General features: G+C 55.7%; 16 protein-coding genes. 7 read left to right on the forward strand and 9 right to left on the reverse strand.

The features are described 5' to 3' along the window. Complete coding sequence (locus ABD971_RS11065) at positions 1-2,367, reverse strand: DUF1588 domain-containing protein (RefSeq protein WP_345321986.1); 2,367 nt, start codon at positions 2,365-2,367, stop codon at positions 1-3. A 797-nt stretch (positions 2,368-3,164) separates the two neighbouring features. On the opposite strand from ABD971_RS11065, the gene ABD971_RS11070 reads away from it, so the two are divergent. Next, positions 3,165-3,449 carry an STAS domain-containing protein gene (locus ABD971_RS11070; protein ID WP_339940074.1) on the forward strand — a complete coding sequence of 95 codons (285 nt, stop codon included), beginning with the start codon at positions 3,165-3,167 and terminating at the stop codon, positions 3,447-3,449. Between the two features lie 7 nt (positions 3,450-3,456). On the opposite strand, the gene ABD971_RS11075 is transcribed toward ABD971_RS11070, so the two are convergent. Further along, positions 3,457-4,731 carry a hypothetical protein gene (locus tag ABD971_RS11075; RefSeq protein ID WP_345321989.1) on the reverse strand — a complete coding sequence of 425 codons (1,275 nt, stop codon included), beginning with the start codon at positions 4,729-4,731 and terminating at the stop codon, positions 3,457-3,459. On the opposite strand from ABD971_RS11075, the gene ABD971_RS11080 reads away from it, so the two are divergent. Then, complete coding sequence (locus ABD971_RS11080) at positions 4,719-5,759, forward strand: extracellular solute-binding protein (RefSeq protein ID WP_345321991.1); 1,041 nt, start codon at positions 4,719-4,721, stop codon at positions 5,757-5,759. The two genes, ABD971_RS11075 and ABD971_RS11080, sit on opposite strands and share 13 nt — an antisense overlap. 172 nt (positions 5,760-5,931) lie before the next feature. Here the strand turns inward: ABD971_RS11080 and ABD971_RS11085 are convergent, their stop codons facing one another. Beyond that, a complete protein-coding gene (locus tag ABD971_RS11085; RefSeq protein WP_345321993.1) occupies positions 5,932-6,519 on the reverse strand; it encodes a glycosyltransferase in 588 nt (195 codons plus the stop codon). Between the two features lie 468 nt (positions 6,520-6,987). Here ABD971_RS11085 and hisI point away from each other — a divergent pair, with 468 nt between their 5' ends. The 3 genes from hisI to miaA all read left to right on the forward strand — a co-directional run bounded on the left by hisI (position 6,988) and on the right by miaA (position 9,250). Continuing rightward, positions 6,988-7,392 carry a phosphoribosyl-AMP cyclohydrolase gene (gene hisI, locus ABD971_RS11090; protein ID WP_345321995.1) on the forward strand — a complete coding sequence of 135 codons (405 nt, stop codon included), beginning with the start codon at positions 6,988-6,990 and terminating at the stop codon, positions 7,390-7,392. 123 nt (positions 7,393-7,515) lie between these two features. Beyond that, positions 7,516-7,980: a RidA family protein gene (locus ABD971_RS11095; protein WP_339940084.1), complete on the forward strand. Its 465-nt coding sequence runs from the start codon at positions 7,516-7,518 to the stop codon at positions 7,978-7,980. 268 nt (positions 7,981-8,248) lie between these two features. Continuing rightward, positions 8,249-9,250, forward strand: a complete 1,002-nt coding sequence (gene miaA, locus ABD971_RS11100) for a tRNA (adenosine(37)-N6)-dimethylallyltransferase MiaA (protein ID WP_345321997.1) — start codon at positions 8,249-8,251, stop codon at positions 9,248-9,250. On the opposite strand, the gene ABD971_RS11105 is transcribed toward miaA, so the two are convergent. Beyond that, positions 9,247-11,217 carry a RecQ family ATP-dependent DNA helicase gene (locus tag ABD971_RS11105; RefSeq protein ID WP_345321999.1) on the reverse strand — a complete coding sequence of 657 codons (1,971 nt, stop codon included), beginning with the start codon at positions 11,215-11,217 and terminating at the stop codon, positions 9,247-9,249. The two genes, miaA and ABD971_RS11105, sit on opposite strands and share 4 nt — an antisense overlap. Before the next feature lie 81 nt (positions 11,218-11,298). After that, on the reverse strand, positions 11,299-17,463 hold the full coding sequence (locus tag ABD971_RS11110; protein WP_345322001.1) for a cadherin domain-containing protein: 6,165 nt from the start codon (positions 17,461-17,463) through the stop codon (positions 11,299-11,301). Positions 17,464-17,808: 345 nt separating this feature from the next. On the opposite strand from ABD971_RS11110, the gene ABD971_RS11115 reads away from it, so the two are divergent. Continuing rightward, on the forward strand, positions 17,809-18,849 hold the full coding sequence (locus ABD971_RS11115; RefSeq protein WP_345322003.1) for an exonuclease domain-containing protein: 1,041 nt from the start codon (positions 17,809-17,811) through the stop codon (positions 18,847-18,849). 96 nt (positions 18,850-18,945) lie between these two features. Continuing rightward, positions 18,946-19,524, forward strand: coding sequence for a pyroglutamyl-peptidase I (locus ABD971_RS11120; RefSeq protein ID WP_339940093.1), 579 nt, complete (start codon positions 18,946-18,948; stop codon positions 19,522-19,524). A 787-nt stretch (positions 19,525-20,311) separates the two neighbouring features. On the opposite strand, the gene ABD971_RS11125 is transcribed toward ABD971_RS11120, so the two are convergent. The 4 genes from ABD971_RS11125 to ABD971_RS11140 all read right to left on the reverse strand — a co-directional run bounded on the left by ABD971_RS11125 (position 20,312) and on the right by ABD971_RS11140 (position 26,398). Beyond that, complete coding sequence (locus tag ABD971_RS11125) at positions 20,312-20,800, reverse strand: hypothetical protein (RefSeq protein WP_345322005.1); 489 nt, start codon at positions 20,798-20,800, stop codon at positions 20,312-20,314. Further along, positions 20,800-21,675: an SHD1 domain-containing protein gene (locus ABD971_RS11130; RefSeq protein WP_345322007.1), complete on the reverse strand. Its 876-nt coding sequence runs from the start codon at positions 21,673-21,675 to the stop codon at positions 20,800-20,802. The genes ABD971_RS11125 and ABD971_RS11130 overlap by 1 nt, the downstream gene beginning before the upstream one ends. Before the next feature lie 894 nt (positions 21,676-22,569). Next, complete coding sequence (locus ABD971_RS11135) at positions 22,570-22,695, reverse strand: hypothetical protein (RefSeq protein ID WP_345322009.1); 126 nt, start codon at positions 22,693-22,695, stop codon at positions 22,570-22,572. A gap of 343 nt (positions 22,696-23,038) precedes the next feature. Continuing rightward, positions 23,039-26,398, reverse strand: a complete 3,360-nt coding sequence (locus tag ABD971_RS11140) for a hypothetical protein (protein ID WP_425571291.1) — start codon at positions 26,396-26,398, stop codon at positions 23,039-23,041. Positions 26,399-26,763: the final 365 nt, after the last annotated feature.

Consider the following 26,763-nt stretch of genomic DNA (forward strand, 5'->3'; position numbering starts at 1 on the left):
TCAGGTTTCTTGGTGGTTTGTAAGCGGTTCTGTCGCCGCGGTGACGGCGATCCACACAATCAAATCTCGGACTTTAAAGCCGCTGTTTCGGAATCGTTCGGTCAGTTCGGAAAGTTTGTCGGGGCCGTACGCTCCGATCGGTTGTTTGACGAAATACTCGAACGCGGCTTCTACGAATGCGCGGTGAGCATCTTCGCTGTTGACAAGGTAATCAGCCAAATCGCGAGCGTCTTTAAACTCGACCTTGTTGCCGTTGCGGTCTTCGTAGCTGCCGCGGGCGTCGATCGGACGCTCTTTTTCGGTCTCGCGAAAACGGCCGATCGCGTCAAAGTTTTCCAGTGCAAAGCCTAGGCTGTTGATCTTATCGTGGCAGACCTGGCAATTCACTTCGTTGGTTTGCAGTTCCACGCGTTGGCGTGTCGTTAATTGGGGATGCAGATCGGCATTCAGCGGTGAGAACGCTGCGTTGGGTGGACGCAAGACGCGGCCAAACATGTGGCGATACAAGAAAACGCCGCGGTGGATCGGCGATGTGGTTTGGTAGTATGCCAACTTGCTCATCAGAAGCGGATGGTTTAGTAGTCCCAGGTGACTCTCCGGGGCGCTGACGCTTGCCGTAAGCCGGTTTTGTTCTTGACCATTCTTTTGCGAATCGACTTCCTCGCCCGCCGCATCTTTGGGCTTCCATGCGTCACCGTACAAAGCGGCGATTCGAGGTGTGGTGAAGGCCCAATCGGCTTGGAACAGTTGGCGGTAATCGCTCGGTTCGCTCCACACAATTTCGTCAATCATCGCGTCAAACGAAGCACGCAAATCGCTCACAACCGCTTTGTTGAAACCAGGAAAACTCTCTTCGTCTTTGCTGATTTCATCGCCACCGGCGACTTCAAACCAATGCGTTAAAAAGTCTCGTGTCTTGGCCTGGGTGCGATAGTCGTTGACCATGTTCCAGGCGGCTTGCTCGATCTGCGAGGGCGAATCGAGTTCCTTCTTGCTGATCTTTTTCAATAACCATTCATCGGCGGGAAGCGAATCGAATAACACCAGCGCCAAGCGGTTCGCTGCCTGCTGAGAAGGTGAGCGGTTCGTGTCGAGCAAGGGGTACAAGAAACGTGGTGATTTCAGCGCTAACAACATGACCCGTCGAATCGCTTCGGCGTCATCGTCAGTCGCATCAAGTTGTTTGTCGATGTAGACCTTGCGAGTGGCATCGTCGAGCGTACCGCGGAACGCCGTGCTGAGGATCTCTGCGAGAAAGCTTCTCAGCCGAGCTCGATTTTCGTTCGGCTTCTTTTTGTTTTTGCGTTCGTAGAGTGGCCAAAGTTCGTCTGCCACAAGTTTCGAAAACTCGACTGCCGCTTGCGTTGTCGAATCGTCCCAAATGCGACTGATTTCAATGCCGCGTTCGTAACCGTAACTTCGGTCGTCCGGTGGCAGTTTGGTTTGCAGCGAAAACGCGGCGGGATAACTTGCCGAGATCAGATGCCGCTGCGGGATCACCGTTTCGACCCCGCCCGGCGGAACCCATGACAGCGAAACGGATGCCGGGGGTTGATCGGTTTTGCGTTTTCGCTGAGTGAACTCGAATTTGATCGGGTAACCCCGCCCGGCTGTCAAATGAATCCGTTTGCGGAACTCGGTACGTCCGGCGGATTGCACATGGTTGTCGATGAACATGCGGTCCGAGCTGCCCAGATACAGTTTGCACGAACAGGTGCTTCGCAGCACAATTTCATATTCACCACTGCGGTCGGCCATCAGCGAGCCCGCCCAATGGATGTAGTACTCCGCAGGATCGATCCCTTCGCCGGGACCCTCGTGAGCAAAATCAAAATCGAGTACCGCATCGGTTCGTTCGATCTTCTTCGCTTCGTTTTTCCAGTTGGGTGTGTCGAAGTAGGTGCCTCGGATTCCACGTTCATCGTGGTTCCAACTGCCGCCCGAAATCCGTGCGTAAAGGTCCGCCAAGCTCTGACGCAATTGGTCGCCCGTCAATCGGGCCAAACCAATCTTTGGGGGACGGTTTCGTAGCCGCGCCGCTTCGCTATAGAAGGTTTCGAAGATGTAGTTCGCGACCGCCTCGGCGTCCTTCCCTTGGCATGTTTCGGGATCGTCTTCGGGCATCGTTTCCGAGATGATCTCGGTCAATTGCCCAATCGACGAGTCGCCCGTCAATGCGCTGGGGTATTCCGACGGGACTCCTTGCCCCTCGGCGCCGTGGCACGAGGCACACTGCTCGGCATAGATCTGAGCTCCCCGCGCAGCTGCCGCGTCGTTTGACTCGGCGGCCGATGCGCGGGCGGAACACGCAACCACGCCTAGCAAGGCGGCAAGGGCAAATCGGCAGATTGTGGGGGAAGGAATCACGGTGTTTTGTAGAGGGGGTGGGGGCTGAATCGGTCAGGACTGAATTGGTCAGAACGGTGGAAAGTCGACCCTCGGTACTTGCGCGAAACACTGGCTGGGGGTGCACGATCAAAGCCGATGATCCGAAAGGCCAATGTTTCGGGAAAGGCTGCAAGCCATCGCGAACCGACTAACCCTATTTTACGGGGCTTTTTCCAAGATCGGTAAGCAGAAGTGCGGTAGGTGGGGAATTCGGGTAGGAGCCCTATTATACCAAGGCAGAGAAAAAAGCACACGACAAGTTTTCGCGATCGCAAAAATGCGGCGAGCGGTCGTCCGCTTCGGGGGGGCGTCCCGCCGAGTGAGTGGTTCTTGTAGCGGTGCGGCGTAAGCCGCCCGCTTAAAATCGAACGTTTTTTCACGCCGCAACCGGACGACTTGCGCCGTGCCGCTAACAAACCGTTCATAGTGGGGGCTAGTTGCCCCCTGGGTGTTAGTTTTCTGCGTAAAAACTAGGCTCTTCTCCACTCGGATGGGGGTGCCGTTTTCGTCAGTCAGAACCTGGGTTCTTGCATTGCAACCCATCGTTTTTTTCGCAGTTGCGCGTTATCTAGGCTGGTCTGCTGTGTTCCTAGGCAAGTCACTCGGCTTCGCAAAGGCGAAGTGATTTTATAGTGGGCGTCAATTGGCCTTTAGGTGTGTTTAGTGGAGGGCGGTGGGGTGTTGGTTGATTTCCTTTCCGATTGGTCGGCAACGGCATGCCGGATGCTTTGAAATCACGGTTCGTACTTCTCAAACATTCAAGCGGGATCGAACCAATGAATGCTGGACTGGATCAACAACGTCAATCGGCCGCATCTGCGGAAACTCGAGTCCACTGGCTCGCAGTCGCTGGCCAATTGGCGGAAGAGGGAGCAGACGAGGTGATCCTGGTTGATTTTGCCCACGTGCAGCGGATTAGCAGCCATGAATTGTCGGAATTGATCCGCTTGCAGTTGCTTGTTCGCAAAAGTGGTCGGAAATTGGTGCTCGAAAATGCAGACGAAAATCTGCGGAGCATTTTTGAATTGACCCGCTTAACTCGACTGATCGAAATGCGGTAAGCGTTGGTCAGTTTGCGGTGGAGAGCTCAACAGCATAGCTCGCCGCATTATCCGCTCGCTGGCCCACACTATCGTTGATTTGCAGTACAAGCCAGCTTTCGGTGGTGGTTCTTAGCTCGGTTTGCTCGTTGACCGAAACAATCTCGAGCGGCTCACACAGCGGCTGGCTTTTATGCCTCAGCGGGACCAAGCACGCGGTCAGCTGTCCAAGCGGCCGTCCGTTCACGTACTCAATCGTGACCCCGTTGGGCTCGCTCTGCCATTCTTTGTCGCGTTTCGCGATCACACATCGCCCTTGAGCTGAAATTTTACAGCGAATTCCCGCCGGCAAGCGGACACCTAGGGATTGCCATCCTTTATCGGCGGCGATGTCTAGCGAAATCGGTTGGCCGTCCCAGCGTGGATCGTCCACGGCGAGTTCGACGCGTTCGCGTTCCCAATCGAATCCGTAATCCAATTGGTGGCACATCAGCCGCCAGCGGGCGATCAGAGCGGGCCACTCGGGCAGCAATCGCTGGTAGATTTGGCGAGTGAAATTGCTGCTGCTGTCGCGTCCACTGCGTGCCGCGGCGACAAACACGTCACGGTATTCGTCATACTCGGACAATAACATCGCGGCTGCCCAGCACCACCCGTAACGCTCTGCGTCGCCGTTTAAATTGTTGGGATATCGCATCACCGTTTCGAGTGTGGGGATTGCGTTCTCGTCGCGTCGTTGGCGGATCAATTTCAATCGCCCCCAGTAGGGAACCGATTCACGATCCACGGGAAGCTGGTTGATTTGAGTGGTCGCTCCGGAACCGGAGTGCGTGGAGAGCAATTCCGCCGTTCCTTCCATGAACCACGAGGGCCCGGCTCCACCAAATTGGTCAAAGGCCAGCGAGTGAACCCCCTCGTGCAGCAGCAGATGACGGGTGTAATAGTCGCTCGGTTGTTTCAAAATCCACAGCGAGTTCCCCAGCGCATAACCTTGTTCAAAATCGGGAACCCGTGGCTCGATCAGCCCCGCACGCTGGAAAGGCGTCTTGTTTTGCATCACAAACGCCTTCACACTCCATGAATCGAGGGCGTGCTCGGGCAGTCCCCAAAACGCACGCCATTGGTCAACGGCCGCATCAAACGAGGTGACCCATTCGTTAATCTCGGATTCGGACGCGACATCCGACGTGATTTCGATATGTTGACCACTCGCTTTGCGAAAGTCGTCTGCGAGGGTGGCGCGAGCCATCCCGATAAAAAGCACCCCTGCCGCCAACCCGATTTGAAATAGTGTTCCATTCATACGCTCAGTTTACTTCGTTTCTGGTTCTCTGTTCAGCACTGCTGTCTGCGAGTGGCTGCGTTCAACGTGCCGAGAGCGATGTCGTGGTCTACTCGGCACTGGACGAAGAGTTTGCCGCCCCGATCTTGGACGCGTTCGAGCGTTCGACGGATCACGAAACCAGTGTGATTGGCAAGTTTGATGTCGAATCGACCAAGACGGTGGGGTTGGTCAACCGCATCATTGCCGAGAAAGACGCTCCGGTGTGTGATTTGTTTTGGAACAACGAGATCATGCATACCGTGCGGTTGCAGAAGTTGGGGTTGCTCGAGAAGCGGTCCTGGAATGTCGATCCGGGGTGGCCCACCGATATGATCGCCAGCGATGGGTCGTGGTGTGGATTTGCCGCCCGAGCACGGGTGTTGCTGGTGAACACCGATCGGATCCAGGACGCCACTGAATATCCCGATTCGGTTGCTGATCTTGCGGACGAAAAATGGCAGGGCCAATGTGCGATGGCGCGTCCGTTGTTTGGCACCACGGCAACTCATTTCGCTGTTTTGCGTGAGATTCAGGGGCGTGAAGCGACACTCAAACTACTGAGCCAAATCCGCGATAACGCCGTGATCCTGTCGGGCAACAAGCAAGTCGCCCAGGCTGTTTCGGCAGGCACAGTTGCCTGGGGATTGACCGATACCGACGACGCGGTGATCGAGCGTGATTTGGGCCGCTCGGTGGCAATCGTTTATCCGGATCAATCGTCCGATCAACCCGGGACGCTGCGGATCCCCAATACGATTGCGGTGCTGAAGAACGCGCCGCACTCGGTCGCAGCCGGTTTGTTGGCGGATTATTTGGTCCGTCCCGAAACCGAAGACCGATTGGCGATGGGCGACAGCAGTCAGTTGCCACTGTTTCGCGGCAGCAAATTCCCACCGCGAGTGTTGCCGGAGACTCCGGTGCGATGGATGCAAGCGAACTTCGAAAACGCGGCGAATGATTGGGAAGCGTGGGCTAGCGAGATCAATGAATTGGGTTTGGGCAAATAAGCGGATAGGCCTTTGTGAGCCGGCAAACTAGCCGCTTTGGCCTACGCTGTGAAGCATTTCGTTGCGCTAGGAAATCATAACCCTTATCGGGGAAATGGTTTACAACCTGAGTCCAAACGGCTCACGGGATGTCACCCGATGATCGCTGGCTGCCGGCTTAGCGGATGGCGGTTTAATGGACTAGCGAAGCGGTTCGCAGCGTTTCGCCTTGCAAGCGAATTTGGTCTCCTCGCGGGCCGGCAAGTCGCTGCAAATGCGGGCGGCGGACCATTTGTAGACAAGAGGTTTCGGCGACGTCCGATGCGATTTCCATCTGCAGATCCGCCGACGTTCCCGAGGCTCGCAGTCGACGCAGCAGTTCGGCCGCGATCGGTTCCGCTTTGCTCTCGGCGCGCGCCGCAACCACCGAATGATCTTCGCTCAACTCCAACAGTCTCTGTAGATCCTCGATACGAATCGATGCATCGGATTCTTGGATGAACACCAATTCGCCAGTGGCTCGTTCGAGTCCGGTTTGGCCAGCCGCTTCCAAGCCACGCGGGCGTGAATGGCGAACGACGCGGACTTGAGGGCATTCTTGTTGCAGTTCGTCGAGCACCTCGGGGGTCGCATCGCGGCTGCCATCATCCACGACCACTACTTCCACGGCATCCAGCCTTAATTTGGCAAGTCCCACGATCACTTTTTCGACACGGGCAACGATCCGGCTTTCACCATCGCGAACCACCAGGACAACGGAAAGCTTTGTGGGGATCGACATGACGCAAGAAACTCCGGTCCTGAAATCAGCGGTGCGGGAAAGCCGCTGCCTGCGAATTTGGCTGCCTGCGATGGGCTCGGCCCGCAGGGGCGTGTTTCCCCGTTTTTGGCTGTGAGCCCGTCGCTGGCTGTAATCCTGGCTACAGCTGTAGTAGTAGTCTTCGGCTGGCCAATGCATCGCAATGCAAGCGTGCACGCATTAATCCGAATTTTCCAGTCGTTCCGCTGCTGCGGGATCGCTCTATAATGCCCTTCGTCTTTGCCCCCCTTACGGCAACGCTGTGAAGCATTTTGTCTTATCGGGTTTGTGTTAATTTCGCGTAGCGGAAGTCGTCAAGACTTTCGTTCGATTGACGCATGCCCCCCGAAACTCTTGACGAGTTCCGCTACGAAATACTTCACCGCGCCAGCCCTGACGGGCTGGTTGTCTGGCTTCACCCTCTCGCTTGTAAAACAATATCGATTCGCCATGTCCACTGATGATTCTGCGATTCCCAATTTCAGCCGCGGCACCAACGGCTTGTTGCCAGCGATCGCGCAAGACGCTACCAGCAATCGCGTGTTGATGATGGCATGGATGAACGCTCAGGCCTTCGATGAAACGCTTAAATCAGGCTACGCGGTCTATTTCAGCCGCAGTCGTAACCAACTTTGGCGCAAAGGCGAAACTAGCGGTCATCAGCAACGAGTCGTCGAAATTCGTGTGGACTGTGACGCCGACACAATCCTGCTGAAAGTCGAGCAAAAGGGGGCGGCGTGCCACGAAGGTTTCGAAAGCTGTTTCTTTCGCACGGTGAGCGCCGATGGGGCCGCCGCGGTGGCCGACGAAAGACTGGTCGACCCCAACTCGGTTTACGGAAAGAAGTCTTCTTGAAAATGCGAGCCGCAGACGCGTTGGAAAGCGTGCTCCGACCGGGTACGCTTTCCTTCTTGAACCATGCAATATTGACTCGCAATTCCCACCCCGTCCTCGATCCAACCTGGAGTCTTGAAACAGATGAATGCGGAAGCAAAGCTAAAAGAACTCGGAATCGAACTGCCCACGCCGCCCAAACCAGTCGGTGTCTATAAGCCGATCGTGATCGCGGGAAACATGGCCTATCTGTCGGGCCACGGCCCGCTGAAGCCCAATAAGTCGTTGATCACCGGACGACTGGGGTTGGATATGGATGTCGAAGCGGGGTACGAAGCCGCTCGCTTGACCGGGCTGGGCATGTTGGCGACCCTGCAAACTCATCTGGGCAGCCTCGATAAGGTCACCCGGTTGGTCAAATTGCTCGGATTGGTTCGCTGTACCGACGGCTTCGACAAGCAACCTGCCGTGATCAACGGTTGTAGCGAGTTGTTCCGCGACGTGTTTGGCGAAGACGCCGGTGTGGCCGCGCGAAGTGCACTCGGCACCAACGCGTTGCCCGGTGGAATCGCAGTGGAAATCGAAGCGATCTTCGAAGTCCAGGTGTAGTCACCCACGGTATCGCTGGTAACCAGGACTGGTCGTTTTGGCGTTAGCCACGGTTGCAGCTTGTCGTTAGCCACGGTTGCATCGTACAACCGAGGCTCGCGCCGTGCCGCTAGCCAAGTCGATACTCGTTGTTTGCCATTGCGTGACCACTCGTACTCTCCGTTCGCAACAGGTTTGACACCTGTTTACAATGGGGCTGGGGTACAGACAATGGATGCCCCCCATCATCGTGAGTAGGCTGGCCTCGTGACAAAATGTTTGTGGCAAAATGACTGAGCGGACGAACGTAAAATCGGAACCGACCACGTTTCCGCCGCTGGTTGATCGAGCCATCGTCATCACGGGACCGACCGCATCGGGCAAAAGCTCGGTCGCGATCGAATTGGCTCGGATCACGGGCGGCGAAGTGCTGTCGCTCGATTCCATCGCCGTGTACCGCGATATGGACATCGGCAGCGCGAAACCTACCCGCGAAGATCGCCAGATCGTGCCGCATCATCTGATCGATTTAGTCGATCCCACGGACGAATTCAGCGTGGCGTGTTACTTGCAATCGGCCCATGCGATCGTGGACCAGCTTGCCGCCGAGGGGAAACCCGCGATCTTCGTCGGCGGGACTCCGATGTTTCTCAAAGGCGTCCTGCGTGGATTTGATCCCGGTCCGCCTGCCGATCAGGCGTTTCGCCAATCGGTCGAACAAGACGTCAAACAGTTTGGCATTCCGGCGCTGCGAAAACGGTTGCAGCAAGTCGATCCCTTAGCAGCCCATCGCATCGATCCAGGCGACGTGCGGCGGATGATCCGGGCACTCGAAGTGGCCTACCATACCGGGCAACCGCTAAGTCATCGTCAGCTTCAGTTTGATGAAGTACGTGACGCAGCGGATTGTAACGTGTTTCGATTGGGCTGGGATCGCAAACAATTGCATGATCGAATCAACCGCCGCGTCGATCAGATGTTCGCACGTGGTTTCGTGGACGAAGTCCGTGAACTGACCGCCAAATATGGCAACCTCTCTCGTACGGCGGCCCAGGCCGTTGGGTATCGCGAATTGCTCGAGTGTTTGTCGCAGCCGAGCGTGTCGCAAGAAGAAGACCTCGAAAAAACGAAGCAAGAGATTGCCGCACACACGCGGCAGATGGCCCGACGTCAAGAGACATGGTTCCGGTCGTTTGCCGAAATTCGCACAGTGGATGTCACTGAACCGCTCGATTCGCAAGCCATCGCACGGCAAATCCACAGCCAGCTTGTCGATGCAAAGCGTCCCTAATCAGGCTCGCCACCGACTTCTCGCAACACATCGACAAACGGCATCTCGCTGCACACCCCGAAGTGAGGTTCGCGTGTCATTCGCGATCGAAACATTGCGGGAGTCGACAGCCCGCACAAAAATCGAGCGCGCTGGCGTGCGGTGACCATACGATCGGGATACTTGGCAATCATCTCGTCGACGATTCGGGTCGCCGATCCGCCGAGCGATCGCGGCGGTGCCGCAGGGATCTCAAACGGCCCCTCACCAAGACAATAGCTGCAGTGACCGCAATCTTGTTTGATCTCGTCACCAAAGTGGGCCGCCAGCATGGCGGCTTGGCACGACTGGGCCGCAGCCAATTGCAGTACCGCATCCAGCCGGTTCACTTCGCTGGCTTCACGCTGCACCATTTGCTCGGTCAATTTGTCCGCCAATTTGTTTGCGTTCTTGGGCTCTTTGATCCAGCGATAGCCGTGCACAAGATCGCTGACTTTGACCTCGAGCCAACCGCGTTCGGCCATCCACTGGATTGCCGACACGATCGATTTTCGATCGGTTTGCATTCGATTCGCCGCCAATGTCACATTTAAAATGAACCATGTCCGCCCTTTGGTCAGATGCGACAACACCGCTTCGATGAACGTCCGCTGTTCGCCCGCGAGTTGATTTAGAATCGATTTCAAGCTGAGGATCGGGTGGATCTTGTACTTTTCGTAGCGAGGTGACGTGGCTTGCAAATAGCCATCCAGTTCCAAGTAAGTCAGCAAGGTGCGGACGACTGAAATGCGGATATCGGATTCGGCGGACAAGCGATACTGCGACACAAAAAATTCGTCACGATTGCCTCGCAGTAACTCGATCATCTTCCGCACGCCTGATCGCGAAGGGGTGTCACCATAGGTGAAATTATCGATCGTCACTCGGTCTTCGGGGACGATGATCAATTCACACAGCGACGGTTTTCCGTCTCGGCCAGCGCGTCCGATTTCTTGCGCGTAGGCTTCGAGTGATTTGGGCGGATTGAAATGATAGACGTAGCGGATGTTTGACTTGTCGATGCCCATTCCAAAAGCGATGGTCGCTACCACCACATCCTTTTTCGACTTTTGAAACGAATGTTGCACCTCCATTCGCCGGTTGATCTCCATGCCGGCATGGTAGGCGGTGGCAGTGACCCCATCGTCGCAAAGCTGTTGAGCGATTTCTTCGGCGGCGCGTTGCGTGGTGACATAGACAAGCGTTGCACCGGCAGGCCGCGAAACGATTTGCGAACGCAGATGCGGGTACTGATCTTCGCTGCTCAAAACGATGCTTCGCAAATGCAGATTCTGGCGGTGGAAAGGCGTTCGAATCGCATCCCTGCTGGCGATCCCAAACGCCTTTTTGATGTCACCCAAGACGGTTGGGGTGGCGGTCGCGGTCAACGCCAGTACTCGCTGTGCCGAAAATCGCCGCGTCAAGTCTGCCAATTTTAGATAGTCGGGGCGAAAATTGTGCCCCCACTGGCTGATGCAATGCGCCTCGTCAATCGCAAACAGCGAGATGTCGAGCGTCGAGAGCGACGCAATGAATTGCTCGTTGAAAAATCGTTCAGGGGCCACGTACAACAGTTTGACCTGCCCATCGCGGATGCTCCGCATGCAATCGCGAAACTCGGCTGGTGTTTGAGTCGAATCGAGCCGGATCGCCCCGATGCCTCGTTTTTGTAGCGAATCGCATTGGTCTTTCATCAACGCGATCAGCGGCGACACCACCACCGTGATGCCGGGAAACAGCAGACTGGGCAATTGATAGCACAGACTTTTGCCGCCGCCGGTCGGAAACACCGCCGCCACGCTGCGGCCTTGCAGTAGCCGCTGAATGACCGCCCGTTGCCCTCGTCGAAACGAGCGTAGCTGAAAACGCTCGCGCAACACCTCGCGTGGGTCAATTGCTTCCAAGTCCAGCGACTTGGAAGCGTTCGTTGCTGAGCCCTCAGTTTCCATTACCAGTTCCACGTTCGATCATCGTCAATCGTGGGTATCGTAACAGAAACCGCGTCTGTTGATCAGGAAGGTGTCGGTTGATCAGAACAGGGACGATTCGGATAACAGATCCGCGAGCGCCAAATCATTGGCTCTGTCCCGATCATCAAGCTCGTCTTGGGCAACGGCCGATGGTGGCGCGATGAACTCGGATTGAGCCGAGGACGCTCGTTGTTTTAGCCCATTGATCACCAGCAACGCATCGAGTGCGGTGGCTAGGTTGTCGCCGTTGACATCCACAAACCCGTTGAACGAATCAGAAATCGTCGTGATGGGGCCGGCGCCATTGAGATTGATAAAGTTGATAACGCGAAGCGCGTCGTTGGTGGTGACGCTTCCGTTGTCGTCCACATCCAGCGGATCAGCTTGCTTGTTGAACGGCGTTTGTCCGAGTCCAACGTTTATCGTGAACGAGAACGTGTTGAACAAATTAATCAATCCGGCTTCGAATGCTCGGATCGTCAATGGATAGCTTCCCACCATCGTTGGCGATGGGGTGCCGCTAAAGGTTTGTGTGGCGGCATCAAATCGCAGCCAAGGTGGCAGGAACCCATTGCTGTCGAACACGGTGATCGTGAACGATCCACCTTCGGGATCGGAAACAAAATTGGGGGGCAATTGGAAATTAAATCGCTTGCCACTTTCCGCGTTCGGAATATTCAATGTGGTTGTGAATACCGGAGCCTCGTTCACATCGTTGACGTGCACATCGATGGTCTTGGTTTGCACGCCGCCGCGTGTGTCGGTGGCGCGAATTTCGAGCGTCAAATCGGGGGTGGTTTCGGCATCAAATCCGGCTCCCGCGGCAACGCTCAATACTCCCGTGCTCGGGTTGATCACAAACAATTCCGCTGCGGTTCCTCCGCTAATCGACAGCGTGACCGAATCGCCTCGATCGGCGTCGCTAAAACGAATCAATGCGACAGAGTCACCCGGCAGGGCGGCTTCGGAAACATTGAACTGGTTCGTCAAAATGACGGGTGCATCGTTGCGATCCAATACCTCGATTCGTAACGTTTGACGAAGCGTTGCGCTTGCGCCCGTGGTGTCGCTGATGTCGAATTGCAGTTCAAGGACACGTCGTGTTTCGAAGTCGAGATTCGCGTTTTCGGAGACTCGCAGTTCTCCCGTTTCGGGATCAAAGGCAAAGTTCTCGGCGGCATCCGAGGGAACCAGCGAGATCTCGTGAATGTCCGGAGACCCCTCGGGATCGACCACTGACAAAATCGTCACTAATTCGTTCGCTGCTGCGCTTTCAGGCAGGTCCACGCTATTGGTGTTCAGCGTTGCCGATTCATTCGTATCAGTAATCTGGATATTCATCGTCGTTCGGGTCGACAGCGGCGGGGTGCCGTTGTCGGCGACAAGAATATCCAGCGTGTAGCTCGAGTTCGTCTCGAAATCGAGTTTCGTCGACTCCAGCACGAATAGTTCGCCGCCACGAGTCAATCGGAACAATCCTGATCCCGATCCACCCGTGATTTCGAATCGGTGCGTTTGGCCGACATCCGAATCGTTCACCAGCAATTTAGCGATTTGGCCCGTGGTGTTTTCAGGGATCGAAAGTGACGTGGTGCGAAGCTCGGGGGCATCGTTTTCGTCCTCGATGATGATCTGTTTGGTGAAGGTGGTCACTGCGGGTGGGACCGCATTGTCGCTGACCTCGAGATCCAATGTCAAAACACTGGTGGTTTCAAAGTCGATCACCGCCGAATCTTTGAGTCTGACGACACCGGTGGTCGGATGGACGTCGAGAATCGATGCGGCAGTACCTCCGGTGACGGTAAACGTCAGCGTTTGATTACGGGCGGTGTCCGGTTCGACCGCTTCGATCACACCGACTTCATCGCCTGGCGTGGAGCCTTCGGGGATCAATAGCGGTTCGCGATTCACCACCGGGGCTTCGTTGACATCCTCGACCGTCAACACCACCCGCGTGATCGCTGACGCGTTTAATGAATCGGTCACCAACACGCTGAAACGCACTTCGGGATTGGTTTCAAAATCAGGACGCGCACCTGAGGCAAAGCTAAGCTCGCCCGTGAAGGGGTGGATGACAATACCGATGTCGGCGCCGTTGGCGTCGATATTATTCGCCAGCGAGAATCGAATCTCTTGGCCATCAATATCGCTGGCAACGATCGTGCCAAAGACCTCTTCAGACGCTATGTCCTCTTGGATGGTAAAGCGGGTTTCGTTTTGCACCGTGGGTGCGGAGTTGCCACGGACGTCATCGATAAATTCAAAGTTCTCGTAGCGAGTCACTTCGATCGGTTTCGGGGCGGCGCCGACAAGTGGCGTGGTCCCTGCGGTGCCTGCGACCGTGACGTCGTATGAGCCTGGGAAGAGATTGGTGATCTCGTAGACCCCGTTTTCATCGGTCACGTCAAACGGCTCGCTTTGGGTGTAGACAAAACGGTCAAAGCGTCCAAAGGGGCTGCCGCCTTGGAAGTCATCGCTATAGGCAAGCGCGTAGGCAATTTCTTCGTTCGGAAGCGACAATGAAATCGTTTGCCGCGCGCTGCTGATCAGCCGGTTGCTGCGGACGAAACCAAGCAGTTGTCCCGCTGCGTTGTAGGCTTCGAGTCGACCGTACGTCACGCTCAAGGAAGAGTCGTTTGCAATCGCATCAATTGCGATGGCCGACACCGGGCGAAAGAAATCGAAACGAAGACGACTGCTGCTCGTAAACCAATCGATCCCACCGCGAGCAAAAATGCGGTTTTGTAGTGTGATCGGGAAATTGTATTGATTTTCAGAGGTGACGTTGTCATCAAAGATGTCGCCAAACGTAACTTCGCTGATCGAAACACCGGGGGCAGCGTGCAACAGATTCTTTTCGGTCACGACGCCGCTAATCGGGTCACGCGTGATCAAGTTATCGGGTTCAACGACATGGGTTAATACATCGAGGATTCCGTTTCGGTTAGTGTCGGCAAACACGGTCAAGCCCGCTGCAGGCACCGGATCACGCGAGGGACCATCGCCCTTCGGAGGGCTCTCGAACAAGGTTCCGCGAACACCGCCGACAAAGTTGCTGGTGCCCAAGTGATCCAGCGGCAGACCTTGGAACTGCACTGGCGCCGGTGGGCCAAAGAAGCCCGAGACAAGGCTTAGGTTGGTTGATGATCCTTGGGTTGGCCCTGAAACCCAGTCGTCAATGTCGCTGCCAATCGAATCGCCAATTCGGCCCGCGTATCCTGCACCACTGCTGAACACAATGGGAACACCTGGTCGTGTGGTGATCCGCGAGGTTCCGACACCTCGGTCCACAAACACAATATTTCCGTAAGCAAGGTCGGGGCCGCCGACAAAATTGTGGATTGAAATCGAGTCGAATGTTCTCCACGCACCAGCGACACCATCGTCATCAATAAAACCATCGTTATCAAGGTCGATGTCATCGGCAATCGTCGGAGCGACATCGCTTTGGATCAGCATATAGGTCCAACCGCCGATCGATGAAAACGCCACCGAGTCACTGGTGTGAATCCCGCCGGGCAGTCCCGAAAAATTAGTGGTGCTTGATCGCAGTACAGCCGACTGAGGATCAATGTCATAGTTGTTGCCCGACGTCACGATCGCCAAGAAACCATTGTCACCAAGCGGTTGATTGCTGAGATCAAAAACTTGAGCCACTTCACCCTCATCCAAGAAATCCTCTTGGACAATTACAAAGTAAGTGTTGTCGCCAATCCGGCCTCCCTTGGGACCTCGTAATTCGATGTAGGGATTCGTGCCTCCGTAAAATTCGTTGATCACCAATTCGCCGGGCCGGACCTCGGGTTCAATCTGGGCGGTGATGGTTGTCTCAGGCAGGTTGACCCAAGCAGGGTCCGAAACCGCGGTGTCGACCGAGATCACAATGTCAGACGCCCCGAGTGGTGCGGAGTCAACCAGATCCAGTGCGACCGTTTGTGGAGTTTGCCAATTATCCGGCGTGAATACCAAGCTGGACGTGACCGGCGAAAGTTGCAGCGGATCGGTGGTGATGTTGATGACCACATCCGTGGCGGGCCGCGTGTCCAGAGTGACCAGGAATTCGTCTCGCCGTACCGAGGACGAAAATACGGTCTCGAAATCGGTTTCGGTGACCGTGATGCCGATGATCGCATTGGTGAGCGCAAAATCCGCGTTGACCGCACCGAGATCGGTAACCGTAACGCGATGCGCCACGTCGCCAAGTCGCGAATAGAACAGCGATTCCGACGGCACCGCTTCGGATGCCGAGAATCCCGCAGTGACTTGCCCTGTATCAGGATTGACAAACACCGCGGCGCGTTGACCCACACTGCCTTGGTCAAACATCACAAATTGGGTGCCGTTGAACGACAGCGAAAAACTGTCGAGCGGTCGTGAGGTTTGTGCGAGCAGACGACCATTGCCGAGCAGATCAAACTCAAAAAATCGATCGCTCGTATTGTCAAATCCAACAATGCGTTGCTTGACCGAATCGAATGTCAAATCGCTGACGTTTCCGAGGCCGCCAAGCGAGTTGCCGACCGGTACCAAACGACCGCTGGCGCGATCAAAGATAGCGAGTTGTTGTTCGTTCGGCGCCGTCAAGCTGCGAGCGACCGTGTAGATCGTGTCGCTCGACGCGTCGTAGGCAAGCCCTGCGGCAATCTCGTTCGCCAGCGTCGCGACCACGCGTTCTTGGCCGGTCAACGGATCGAGTGTATAGATCGAATCGGTGACAAAATTCGATCCGTAGAACGTGCCGTCATTGGTTCGCACTAAACCGTAAATCGGCCGAGAGCTCGGGGTACCAATCCGGCGGACGGTGCCGTCAAGCGACATCTCAAATAGCTGAGTTTTGTCGCTGTTGGCAGGATACGAAGTGCCAAAGTAGGCGTTCGGCGACGATTGGTAAAAGCCTCGCGGAATCACCTGGCGAATCGCATGGTCGCCGACGGGGACATTGGTAAACGCGTAGCGACCGACATCATCGGTGGTTTGGATCGGTTCGCCGAGATCCAGTTTACCGTTGTTGTTTGCGTCGATGTAAATCTCGATGCCACCCAAGTTGTCTTCGCTGGGTTCGCGGATTCCATTCTTATTGACATCAAACCAAACTTGGCCTTCGATCGTGCCTGCGGGTGGTGGTGGCGGCGGCGGAGCGAGGCCAAAGTCGAACCCTGATACGCTGTCGGCCGCAGTCAGATTCACGCGGTGAGCAATGTTGCCTCCCTTGGAATACATCAACGCTTCGGATCCAAGGGCGATCGAGGCGTTAAAGCCACTCGTGACCACGCCCGTGTCGGGATTCACAATCAACACCGCTTGCTTGGCGGCATCAGCGTTGTCGAACATGACAAACTCAGTCCCGTTGAAAGCCAACGAGAAACTGTCGATCGATTGCTGCGCGGGGGCGAGTAGCTGACCGGTTCCGTTCAGATCAAACGCCAAAAACCGATCATTGGCATTATCGAAACCGACCACGCGACGGTTGACTGTATCAAACGCTATATCGCTGACTCCACCCGGCAAGTCGAGACCGCTGGTCGAAACCTCCGTCAGGATGCCGCTTACGCGGTCAAGGGTATGCAGCGTGCGAACGCTGGTGGATCCTGCGGTAAGCGACAGCGTGTAAATCGTGTCGGTTTGCGCGTCGTAGGCCAGGCCTGCGGATCCGGCGGAACCGGCAGGCGAGATCAGCGTTTCGCTACCGGTTTGCGGATCAATGCGATAGAACCCGGCACCGCCCTGAAATCCCGCTCCGTAAAACTGGCCATCATTGGTGCGGATCAAGCCTCGGATCGAGGTCGATTGCGGGGCTCCTAATAGGAACGCTTCGCCACTTTCGCTCATCTGGTACAGCTGAGTCGATCCAAGTGGCGTATTGGAAAAGGTCGTACCAAAATAGGCACCGGGGCTGGTTTGACGCTGGTTGCCCGAGTCAACACGAATCGTCTGTGTCCCGGCGGCAAGTGTGTCGAATTGGTATTGCCCCTGAGCATCGGTTTGCACCGCGACTTCGGTTGCATCAAATTGACGGTTGTCGTTGGCATCGACATAGACTCGAACGTTGGGCACGCCGACTTCGGCGGCATTGCGGGTGCCGTCACCGTTGTCGTCCTGGAAAACCTCGCCCGCGAGAACCGCCAGCAGTTGCCGGGATTCCAGTCTTTCTAAAATCCGACGCCGGCGTTGGGGCCGTTGCGATCGTTTATTCCTGCGAGCAAATCGGTTTCTAGGATCAAGCATGGCAATGAACGCTAAGTAGAAAGGGGATGAATAGAAGGAGAGTGTATCACCAAGCCAGCAAGGTGATTGCGAGGCCCATCACCGATCGAAGGACACCGGTTGATGGGGCCAACAACAGGCGAAGGGAACGGGGCGAGGGGAATTTTCGAAACGAGAACAACCCCTTAGAATAAATGTGCCCGTCGCTAGGGACAACTGAAATCATGAGGATTCGGCAAGAGAAGAACAGAACGGGGATTCCGTCTTGGAATCATGCCGCGGGGATTTGGTTCCCAATAATATCGCAATTTTGTTTTCTTTGCAGTTTTCGCATTGTGTCTTTGAAGTCATGGAATCGGGGTTTGGATGAACTTTGCAGCGAATTTCACCGCCATCGATTTTGAAACGGCGACCCATCGACCCGATAGCGCGTGCCAACTTGCCGGCGTTGTGGTTCGCGATGGCGTGGTGGTCGATTCGAAAGTCTGGCTGATCCGCCCCAAGCCGTTTTACTTTAGCCCGGCTAATATTCAAATTCACGGGATTTCGCCTGATCAAGTTCGCGATCAACCCGAGTTCGGCGAGCTCTGGCCCGAGGTCGCCGACTTTCTGAACCTCGGTTCCAATGATCCTGCGGGCGAACCGGAATGCCTCGTCGCTCACAACGCCAGCTTCGATATCGGGGTGTTGATGGGATGTCTGCACACGCATCGCATCGCGGTGCCTGATCTTCAGTACACCTGTACACGCGCAATCGCTCGCCAAGTCTGGCCCAGCCGTCCGCGATTTGGACTGAAGCCGTTGGCTGATTGGCTGGGGATCCGATTTCGGCACCACGATGCGCTCGAAGATTCACAGGTCTGTGCCAAGATTTTGATGGCCGCCGGAATCCAAGCGGGTGCGGGGACACTCGAGGAACTTGAACAATCGACCAAGCTTTCGCGGGGCGTCGCGGGAGCCTGGGGCAAACGCGGCCCTTCAAAATCTCACTTTCGCCGCCCCAAACAGCGGCAAGCCGCATCACCATCTCGAACCGAGGCCCGCGCGGCCGAAAACGCCGCGATCCAGGCTCAGTTGAAACAGCAGTGGGATTTGCAGCGGTTGTTTGTACGAGCCGAGTTCATCCGCCCGCTCGCCGGTCAACGTGTCGTCTTTACCGGCCAATTCAGTCAGCTCAGTCGCGAGGATGCCGAGTCGCTTGCGATCCGCTTGGGCGGCACCTGCCAAACCTCGGTGACCCGCGAAACCGACCTGCTTGTCGTAGGCCAAACCGACAAACGAACAATCCAATCAGGCCGCACGATCAGTACGAAAGAACAGGCGGCACGCGACGTTCAGGCCGAGGGAGGCGGGATCCGAATCGTCAGCGAACACGACTTTTTAGGGTTTGTCGTCGCTCCGGCATAAACATTTAGATGTTTTTGCCGACTATCTTTACAGGTGACCTATGCTTTCGCGTGACTGTGTTTCCAGCCCAAAGCGTTATCATCTTGGAATGAATTTGTGACCCGTGTACTTCTGACGGCATTCGAACCCTACGATCGATGGACCGAAAACTCGAGTTGGTTGGCACTGATCGAGTTGACCCAGTGGTATGACGGACAAGCGGATTTAACCACACGGCGTTATCCCGTCGATCTGACGCTGATGAGTGTGCAGTTGAAAAAGGATCTGCAGGACGACTATGACTTTGCCATCCATCTTGGCCAGTCGCCCGGTGCGACGCTGATCAAGCTTGAAGCGATCGGACTGAACGTTCGCAGTGATGGAACCCCGCTACTGAAAGACGCGCCGGCAGCCTACCAATCCACACTCCCTTTGCCTCGTTGCCGCGACGCACTGGTCGAAGCAGGCATCCCCTGCGAAGTCTCGCATCACGCAGGGACCTATTTGTGTAACGCCGCGTTGTACTTGAGCCAGTACTATTCGCATTCGTTTGCGATGAAGACACAAAGTGTCTTCGTGCATCTACCCCTCTCGCCCGCCCAAGCCGCACGCGACGCGGATCGATTGCCCAGCATGAGCACCCCGATGGTCAGCGCCGCACTGGCAATGATCATCGAAAACATGAGTGGCCAGTAAAGCCCGTTGCGGTTCGTGATGCAGCTAAAGGTTGGGCAGGAAAATGATGGGGGCAGAAATATGTTCGAGCTTAGATGCCGCTAAATTTCTAGTGGAAACTATTCGCGTCGGAGATACGCAGAACGGTTAAAAAATGGGGAACGCAGGCACGTCTAAACTTGGTCACGGCAAGCCGCTGCTGACTTGGTCTTTCGGTCACGTCAACGAAACAAGACTGCCAAAATCATCGCGAGCGCGCTAGGCCGGAGGCCGACACATGAACTGCCGTTGGCGTTAGCCAACGGTTTAGAGGTGACCTAATACCGCAAGGCCGGAGGCCGGCACACTTGCAATGATTGTGTCGCACTTTGGGCTATGTTTTTGCCCCACGTTTGCTGCTGGGTAGCTTCGCGCCAGAGCGTGGATGGTTGCATTGCAGCGTTAGCCAAAGCGGCCGATGGCCCGCAAGACTCCTGCGTACCCGCGTAAAAAGGTATACAGGAAAATGGGTGACAGGAAGATGAACATGCCGTAGGGGCCTGGCGAGCACGACGGACCAATCGTGCATCCCCATTTTCTAACCCTTCATCTTTTAACCTCATGGGCGCAATCCCTTTCGTCGGGACAAATCAGCTCAAGACCAATTCGCTGGCGAGATGACACCCCGGATTTTGGGGCATGACATTTTCTTGCCCAACGTTGGGTTGATCATCGCAAACGCTGTCAAACGCTGCTCGTTATTGATGGTTACTTGCCTCCGGTTTAACTGTTCTGTCTTCGCTCGACGTTTTGGCGAATCCGTCGCCGTCTATGGCTCGAATTGGTAATCGTTACCGCGTCGGGTGTACGTTTTTTCGAACGCGTTCGTCGGATTACTCGTTTTGCCATCGCCCGTAATCGCGCCGTTTTCGAAGCAGAACATAAGACGAAATGTGCCTGCGGCAGGAGACGGTTCCCGGACGCGAACCTGGAATTCTCCTGTAGGTTCGATTCGAGCGGCGTAAGTTTTTGCCCAGTAGTTCACCTGGCGTGGTGACGATTCATCAACGAGGATGACACTATGAGCGTTGTGGTTGGATACCAACGTTCCGGAAACAACAATCTCGTTGCGAGACCGATCGTAGCGAGCACGATAACGTTGGACTTCGACAGAAGGGACGACGCGGCGGTCTTGGGCTGTGCCCGAAAACACAAAGTGCTTCCACAGCATCGCCGCCTCGGCCTCGCAGAGATAGACGCGGTCGTGATCGAGTTTGCTCCGCACGGCTGCGCGAAACGGGTCCGTTCGAGGCCCCATCAACGTGTTGCCAAGCCGATCGGCGATGATGGGGCCAGTGTGGAACAAGCCAAAGGCGTGACCAAGTTCATGGACGCAACCCTTGAGCGTGAAATCGTGGTGAAAGCCCTCCGCCATCTCTTGCCGGAAGAAATTTCACCAGGCCGGTTCTCGAAATTGACGACTGCCCATCCGCCACGGCGTAAGTCGCCCGAACCGCGGTATTCGTTGAACCGCATCGGAGGATCCCCCTTATACACATAGACCCACCACAGAGGATTGTTGCGTGGTAACCCGTACTGCGCGTGCGCCTTCGGCCAAAGCTCTTGCATGAGTTCGAACGCTTTCGTGTACTGCTCAGGAGGCTTGGAGCCATGGATGCGAAGGACCCGGATGCGGCCGTTGTCGTCGCGGGGGAAAATTTGCTCTTGGGCCGGTGGATAGTTCCAGTGTTTCATCCACTTCACGAAGAAGGTCTCGGTGTACTCGGCGGCCGCGACCATTTTCGACTCGGCATCCGCTGGAGGATCCAACCCCGCGGCGACGAACAGCACCAGATGGATTTGCGGAACCAAATTTTGCGAGCTCTGTGACGCCGCAATCGCACCGACATCCTGCTTCGGTTCCGTTTTGTCGTTTTGGGAACGCGGTTGACCATTGCCACTTGTCCCAGCGAGCGACCGAATATGTTCCTGGTCGCCCTCGCTGAGGCGTTCCAAGGGAACCGCCAAAATGCTGCCGTCCGGCTTCACTAGCCGCACCTTTCCCGTGACCACGCCGTCAAACTCCGCCTCGACCTTGTACTTGCCCGTTGCATCCGTCCACTCTCGCGTGAAGGCAAATGGGGCCCCCGTGGCAAACAGTAGTAAAGGAAACAGCAAGAGACGCAGATTCATGTCGATGGTTCTCGGGTTGTTGATCAGAAAGGCCTTTCTGATTCTGCGTAACGAAATGAAATCGATCGAGGCCCTCACGGTCAATGGATCGCTCACGCGTTGAACGTTGTAACCGCTCGGGACGACGCTTGCGACTCGGGTCAGGATGGCTGACCCGCGTAAAAGGGTATACAGGAAAATGAATGACAGAAAGATGACAAGGCCGTGGGAAGTCATGATCGCAACAGACCAATTGTGCCTCCCATTTTCTAACCCTTCATCTTTTAACCTCATGCAGGCCCAACCCGTTCGCCAGAAAAAATCAGCTCGAAGCAATTGATGGCAAACGCATCAAGCGCATCGGAACTCGCGAATTTTGAAGACGCGATTCGAAGTTTGCATCACATTTTGGCCAGCCACGAAGTGACGAAAGGATGTAGCCTCGGGCGTGAGCCCGAGGAACGACGATAAAACAAGGGCCCAAAGTCCCGGAGGGACGATAGGTGTCGCGGCGGGCAACTCAGGAATGGGCAGGCGATGAGGGGCTCCGATGTCGAAATAGCATCCAGTGGGAAGTTGCTCGCGTCGGAGATGCGCAGAACGGTTAAAACATGGAGGGTTAAAAAATGGGGAACGCTGGCACGTCCAAACTTGGTCACGGCCAGCCGCTGCTGACTTGGTCTTTCGGTCACGTCAACGAAACAAGACTGCCAAAATCATCGCGAGCGGACTAGGCCGGAGGCGGACACATGAACTGCCGTTGGCGTTAGCCAACGGTTTAGAGGTGAACTAATACCGCAAGGCCGGAGGCCGGCACACTTGCAGAGAATGTGTCGCACTCTGGGCTATGTTTTTGCCCCACGTTTGCTGCTGGGTAGCTACGCTCGCCAGAGCGTGGATGGTTGCATCACAGCGTTAGCCAAAGCGGCCGGTGGCCCGCAAGACTCCTGCGTACCCGAGTGAAAGGGTATACAGGAAAATGGGTGACAGGAAGATGAACATGCCGTAGGGGCTGACGAGCACGACGGAGCATTCGTGCATCCCCATTTTCTAACCCTTCATCTTTTAACCTCATGGGCGCAATCCAGTTTTGTGGGACAAATTAGTTTGAGGCAATTTTGCTGGCGAGATGACACGACGGAGCTGCGGGTATGGCATTCTGGATCTTAATCTCGTCGACACAACCACCGCTGGGCCGACGGCTACATGGGATGATTAAGATTACGAGTAAGATTAGGACGTAGTAAAGAAACAGCAGGCAACCTGGTTGTGGGTTAGATCCGCAAACGACCGAGAAAATGTTGCTGTGCAAACATAAAAAAAACGCCGGACGTTGCCGTCCGGCGTTTTTCGTTTTGTCATCGTCTTGGATTCATTACCAGCGTTAGCGGTTGGGGTCGAATCCGGTTTGAGCGATCTCTTCTTCCTCTTGGATGATGATTCGTGGTGTCACCATCAACATCAAACTTCGTGCATCCCGACCCGTCGAAACGTTGCGGAACAAGCGGCTGATGTAAGGAATCTTGCTGAGGAAAGGCAAACCGCGTTCGGATCGGCCTTCGGCAAGACGCTTGATCCCGCCGAGCAGAATCGTACCGCCGTCGGGAACACTCACGGTCGTGCTGACCTGAGTGAAAGCGAAGGTCGGCAACTGAACCGTGGTACCTTCGACAACGTCGTTGGACGTGTCGGTATCCGATTCGTCGTTCTCGTCGATTACGCCGTCACCGTTGGTGTCCCGCCGGGTGTTGCTGTTGGTGTTGGTCGAACGTCGGCCTTCGAAGGTGAACGTGTCGACGTCTCCGATCTGGCTAAAGAACGGAACCAGCGTCAAGCGGACGAATCGTTTGTCATCGCTGACGATCCCTTGCACGTTCAACTGCGTTCCTTCGTTCAGGACCACGATGACGGGTTGTTGAGCGACGGCAAAGTCACCGACAACCGGCGTGATACTGGTAACGAACGGTCGCTGTGACACGTCGCTGATCGTTGCGAATTGTCCATCAAACAGCGTGACCTTCGGAGCTTGCATGACGTTGTTACGGCTGTCGCCTTGGGCGGCTTGCAAGAAGAAGAACGCTTCGATGTCGCTGAGGATCGCAAATCCGAGCGTCGAGATCGAACCCGGGTCAGGAGCACTGAAGGGAGGAGCAATTCCGAAGTTGTTGTTTTGGAATTGAATGTCCAAGTCCGAGGTGATTCCACCGGGGCCGTTGAAGCCAACCGTGACCGCAGGTCCCGAGTCGTCTTGTGGCAGTCCGTTGAGGTTGTCATCGAATTGGACGTCAAAGTCGACACCGATCTGTTCAAAGAACGTATCCGAGAGCGTGATGAAGCGAACTTCGATCGTGATCTGCAGGTTCTGTAGACGACGCAGTGTCGTCAACAGGTCGGTGATTTGGTCATGCACGTCGCTGGTCGTGCTGATGACCAGACTCAAGTTCTGTGGGTACGGAGCCATCGTGCTCGGGCCGCCAAGGGCTTCCCAAGTATCCGGTACAACGGTCGTTTCGATCAGGGTTATCAGCGAACCAAAGTCAGCAAACGAGCTGCCCCCACGTCCGCCAGCGGCAGCGGTGGGTGGATTGCCTGGGCCGAAGCCTCCTTGCGAACCCATCGGTGCAAATTGACCTAACATGTTCGGTGCCATTTGCGACGGCGACATGCTGGCGGCCATCCCGCGGCCCAAGTCGGTTGCCGAAACTGGCATGATCTGAACATCGCTATGCGGGCTAGACATCTGGTAGGCCGCTCGCAGAGCTCCTGCCAATCCATCTTCATAGCTGCTAGTAAAGTTCGGGATCGGAGTGACCAAGTCGGTCACACGATAGGTCTTTGGATAAACTTTGCTTCGCTTGGCTTCGAGGCTGGTGATGTTCAGAACGTCATTCTCAACCACATACGTCAGTTCCAAGTTCGTCAGAATCAAGCTCAACGCACTCTTCAGCGGAATGCTCTTTTGCAGATTCAGATTCACAGGGGTGTCCGGGGTTACACGGACAGCCGACAATGATTTGCTATCCATCACGATTGGCACCCCGGTGACCGCCGACAGTTCGTCGATCACTTCGTGCAGCGGACGGTTGCGGTATTTGACGTTCACGTCGCTCGAGAGCGAACGGGTGATCTCTTGCTCGCGAGCACTGAGGCGTTGGTCACCCCCGGTGTTGGCGAGTCGACGTCGTGACAGATCTTCCCAAACCCGTGCATCGGGTAGTGCAAAGTTGCGTTCAGGGTCGATTCCGATCGACGCTCGTTCGACATCAAGCATGTTGGTAACAAAGGAGTCTTCCTTGGCGTCGCTGATCTCTTGGTTCATCAAGCGGCGAACTTGCATTCGGGCGTTGTGGAACATCGTGATCGCGATTGGCGAACCTGGTTTCAGTTCCGCGACTTGCTTGGCAACCACTTCGGCTTCGTTAAAGCGTCGCTCTTCGATCAATTGGTTGAATTCTTCGACCAACGTCGCGATCTCGTCATCCACCGCGGCTTCGCGTTGAGACTGGGTCGCCATCGTGGTGCGAACGGTTTCGTTTTGAAGTTCCAGTTCGATGTCGGCGCGGTTGGCTTCGACGTACTGTTGTTGCTCTCGCAAGGCTTTATCAACCATCACGGACAACGAGCGTCGGCTGGCTTCGTCAAGATCCGATGTTTCAACGCGTCGCTTGAGGCGATCGAGTTGGTCTAAAACGTCCATCGGTGCGGTCGTTTTGGATTCGTGTGCCTTAGCCAATTCCGAAGTCACTTCGCGATACATGCGACGTGTCTTTTCTTGGTTTTCAATTTGAGCCTGCTCGATCGCGGTCAGCGGTGCAGCAGGATCCTTGGGCGTCATCGATCCAATGCTATTGGATTGCAACAACGTCAATTTGTCTTTCAGTTGGCGGCGTGTTTCAAGATCCAGCGTGGCTTCGGATTTCCATGCTTCCAAGAACTTTTCGCGAGCTGCGACCTTGTCACCGCGAGTCAACAGGTCCAGTCCATCTTGATAGGCCTGGGTGGCTGCACTCGATTCGCTCGAAGGCAGCGGTTCGGTGTTTTGGACTTGCGAAATGCCGTTGGATGGTTTGTCACCGTTGTACAACATCTGAGCCACAGCACCCGAATCCATGTCGCCTGCGGTTCCGCCGGCTTGTTGAACGGGTGACGAGGTGAGGGGCGAAGTACCACTGGTCAAAGCCACCCCGCTCTTGCGTGCCGCCGATTCGGCGTCCAGCAAAAGTTGCCAAACGCGAGGCTCGCCGGTCGTGAACTCGCGTTCAGGAACGTTCAGTGACTGAGCTTGTCGAGCCAACGTCAACGCGGTCGAGGCGTCGCCTCGATCAAGCGATGCGCGTCCGATCGCCAGTAGCCGCAACGCCTCTTGTTTTCGTGCGGCGATGTCCGACGTGCCTCCGATTGGCTGAGCATCCGCGACGCTCGGCAACCGCTGCATCGACGGCGGATCGCTCGCGAGACTCGGAAGCGGTGTGGTCGGGGGCATCGACAGCAGTTCGCGATCAAAGCCGACGGCGAGTAGTTCGCTACGAAGCTTTTCGACTTGAGCTGTCTTTTCAGGCGATCGTGCCACCGAGGCTACCGAATGCCGGAATAGCTCGACTGCGTTGCGATAGTCTTTGCGACTCATCGCATCGCGAGTCTGAGCAATGAGTTGGTCGGTCGCGGCACTCGGGGTTCCCGAGGCGGCGAGATTGCTTGGTGACTGTGGGGCGGCACCAGGCGGCAATGGCAGTTGAGCCGACACGGTCGTCGACGATGCCAGTGAATAAAGAATGCCTAGACTAACCACATAGGTGAATAAACCTATGGGTTGTCGGTGTCCCACGAGAGGACGGCGTGCCATTACGAGGCCATTTGCGTTTAAGAGGCGGTTCAACGCGACTCTCCTTCTTCGCGGTGAGACTTCAATGATACCGGTCGCGTTAAGATTGCCTGCACAACAAAAACGCGTGGTACTTGTACACGTTGCTTTGTTGCCGGTGGTCCCAGCACTCCCGCCTGTGATTCAAACTTCACAGGACTTTTAACACCCCAAAATCCTCTTCACGGACGACCAAATGCAACTTTACGTTGCTTTGATAGCAAATCACCTCCTGTGATTTCCGCCAA

Source organism: Novipirellula rosea, from assembly GCF_039541335.1.
GTDB classification, from domain to species: Bacteria; Planctomycetota; Planctomycetia; order Pirellulales; family Pirellulaceae; genus Novipirellula; species Novipirellula rosea.

What these genes read in the sequence shown, in the direction of transcription:
- ABD971_RS11070 (WP_339940074.1), top strand. Translation starts at nt 3,165, where the DNA reads ATGAATGCTGGACTGGATCAACAACGTCAATCGGCCGCATCTGCGGAA.
- ABD971_RS11075 (WP_345321989.1), bottom strand. Translation starts at nt 4,731, where the DNA reads ATGAATGGAACACTATTTCAAATCGGGTTGGCGGCAGGGGTGCTTTTT.
- ABD971_RS11085 (WP_345321993.1), bottom strand. Translation starts at nt 6,519, where the DNA reads ATGTCGATCCCCACAAAGCTTTCCGTTGTCCTGGTGGTTCGCGATGGT.
- hisI (WP_345321995.1), top strand. Translation starts at nt 6,988, where the DNA reads ATGTCCACTGATGATTCTGCGATTCCCAATTTCAGCCGCGGCACCAAC.
- ABD971_RS11095 (WP_339940084.1), top strand. Translation starts at nt 7,516, where the DNA reads ATGAATGCGGAAGCAAAGCTAAAAGAACTCGGAATCGAACTGCCCACG.
- miaA (WP_345321997.1), top strand. Translation starts at nt 8,249, where the DNA reads ATGACTGAGCGGACGAACGTAAAATCGGAACCGACCACGTTTCCGCCG.
- ABD971_RS11105 (WP_345321999.1), bottom strand. Translation starts at nt 11,217, where the DNA reads ATGGAAACTGAGGGCTCAGCAACGAACGCTTCCAAGTCGCTGGACTTG.
- ABD971_RS11110 (WP_345322001.1), bottom strand. Translation starts at nt 17,463, where the DNA reads ATGCTTGATCCTAGAAACCGATTTGCTCGCAGGAATAAACGATCGCAA.
- ABD971_RS11115 (WP_345322003.1), top strand. Translation starts at nt 17,809, where the DNA reads ATGAACTTTGCAGCGAATTTCACCGCCATCGATTTTGAAACGGCGACC.
- ABD971_RS11125 (WP_345322005.1), bottom strand. Translation starts at nt 20,800, where the DNA reads ATGGGGCCTCGAACGGACCCGTTTCGCGCAGCCGTGCGGAGCAAACTC.
- ABD971_RS11130 (WP_345322007.1), bottom strand. Translation starts at nt 21,675, where the DNA reads ATGAATCTGCGTCTCTTGCTGTTTCCTTTACTACTGTTTGCCACGGGG.
- ABD971_RS11135 (WP_345322009.1), bottom strand. Translation starts at nt 22,695, where the DNA reads ATGCACGAATGCTCCGTCGTGCTCGTCAGCCCCTACGGCATGTTCATC.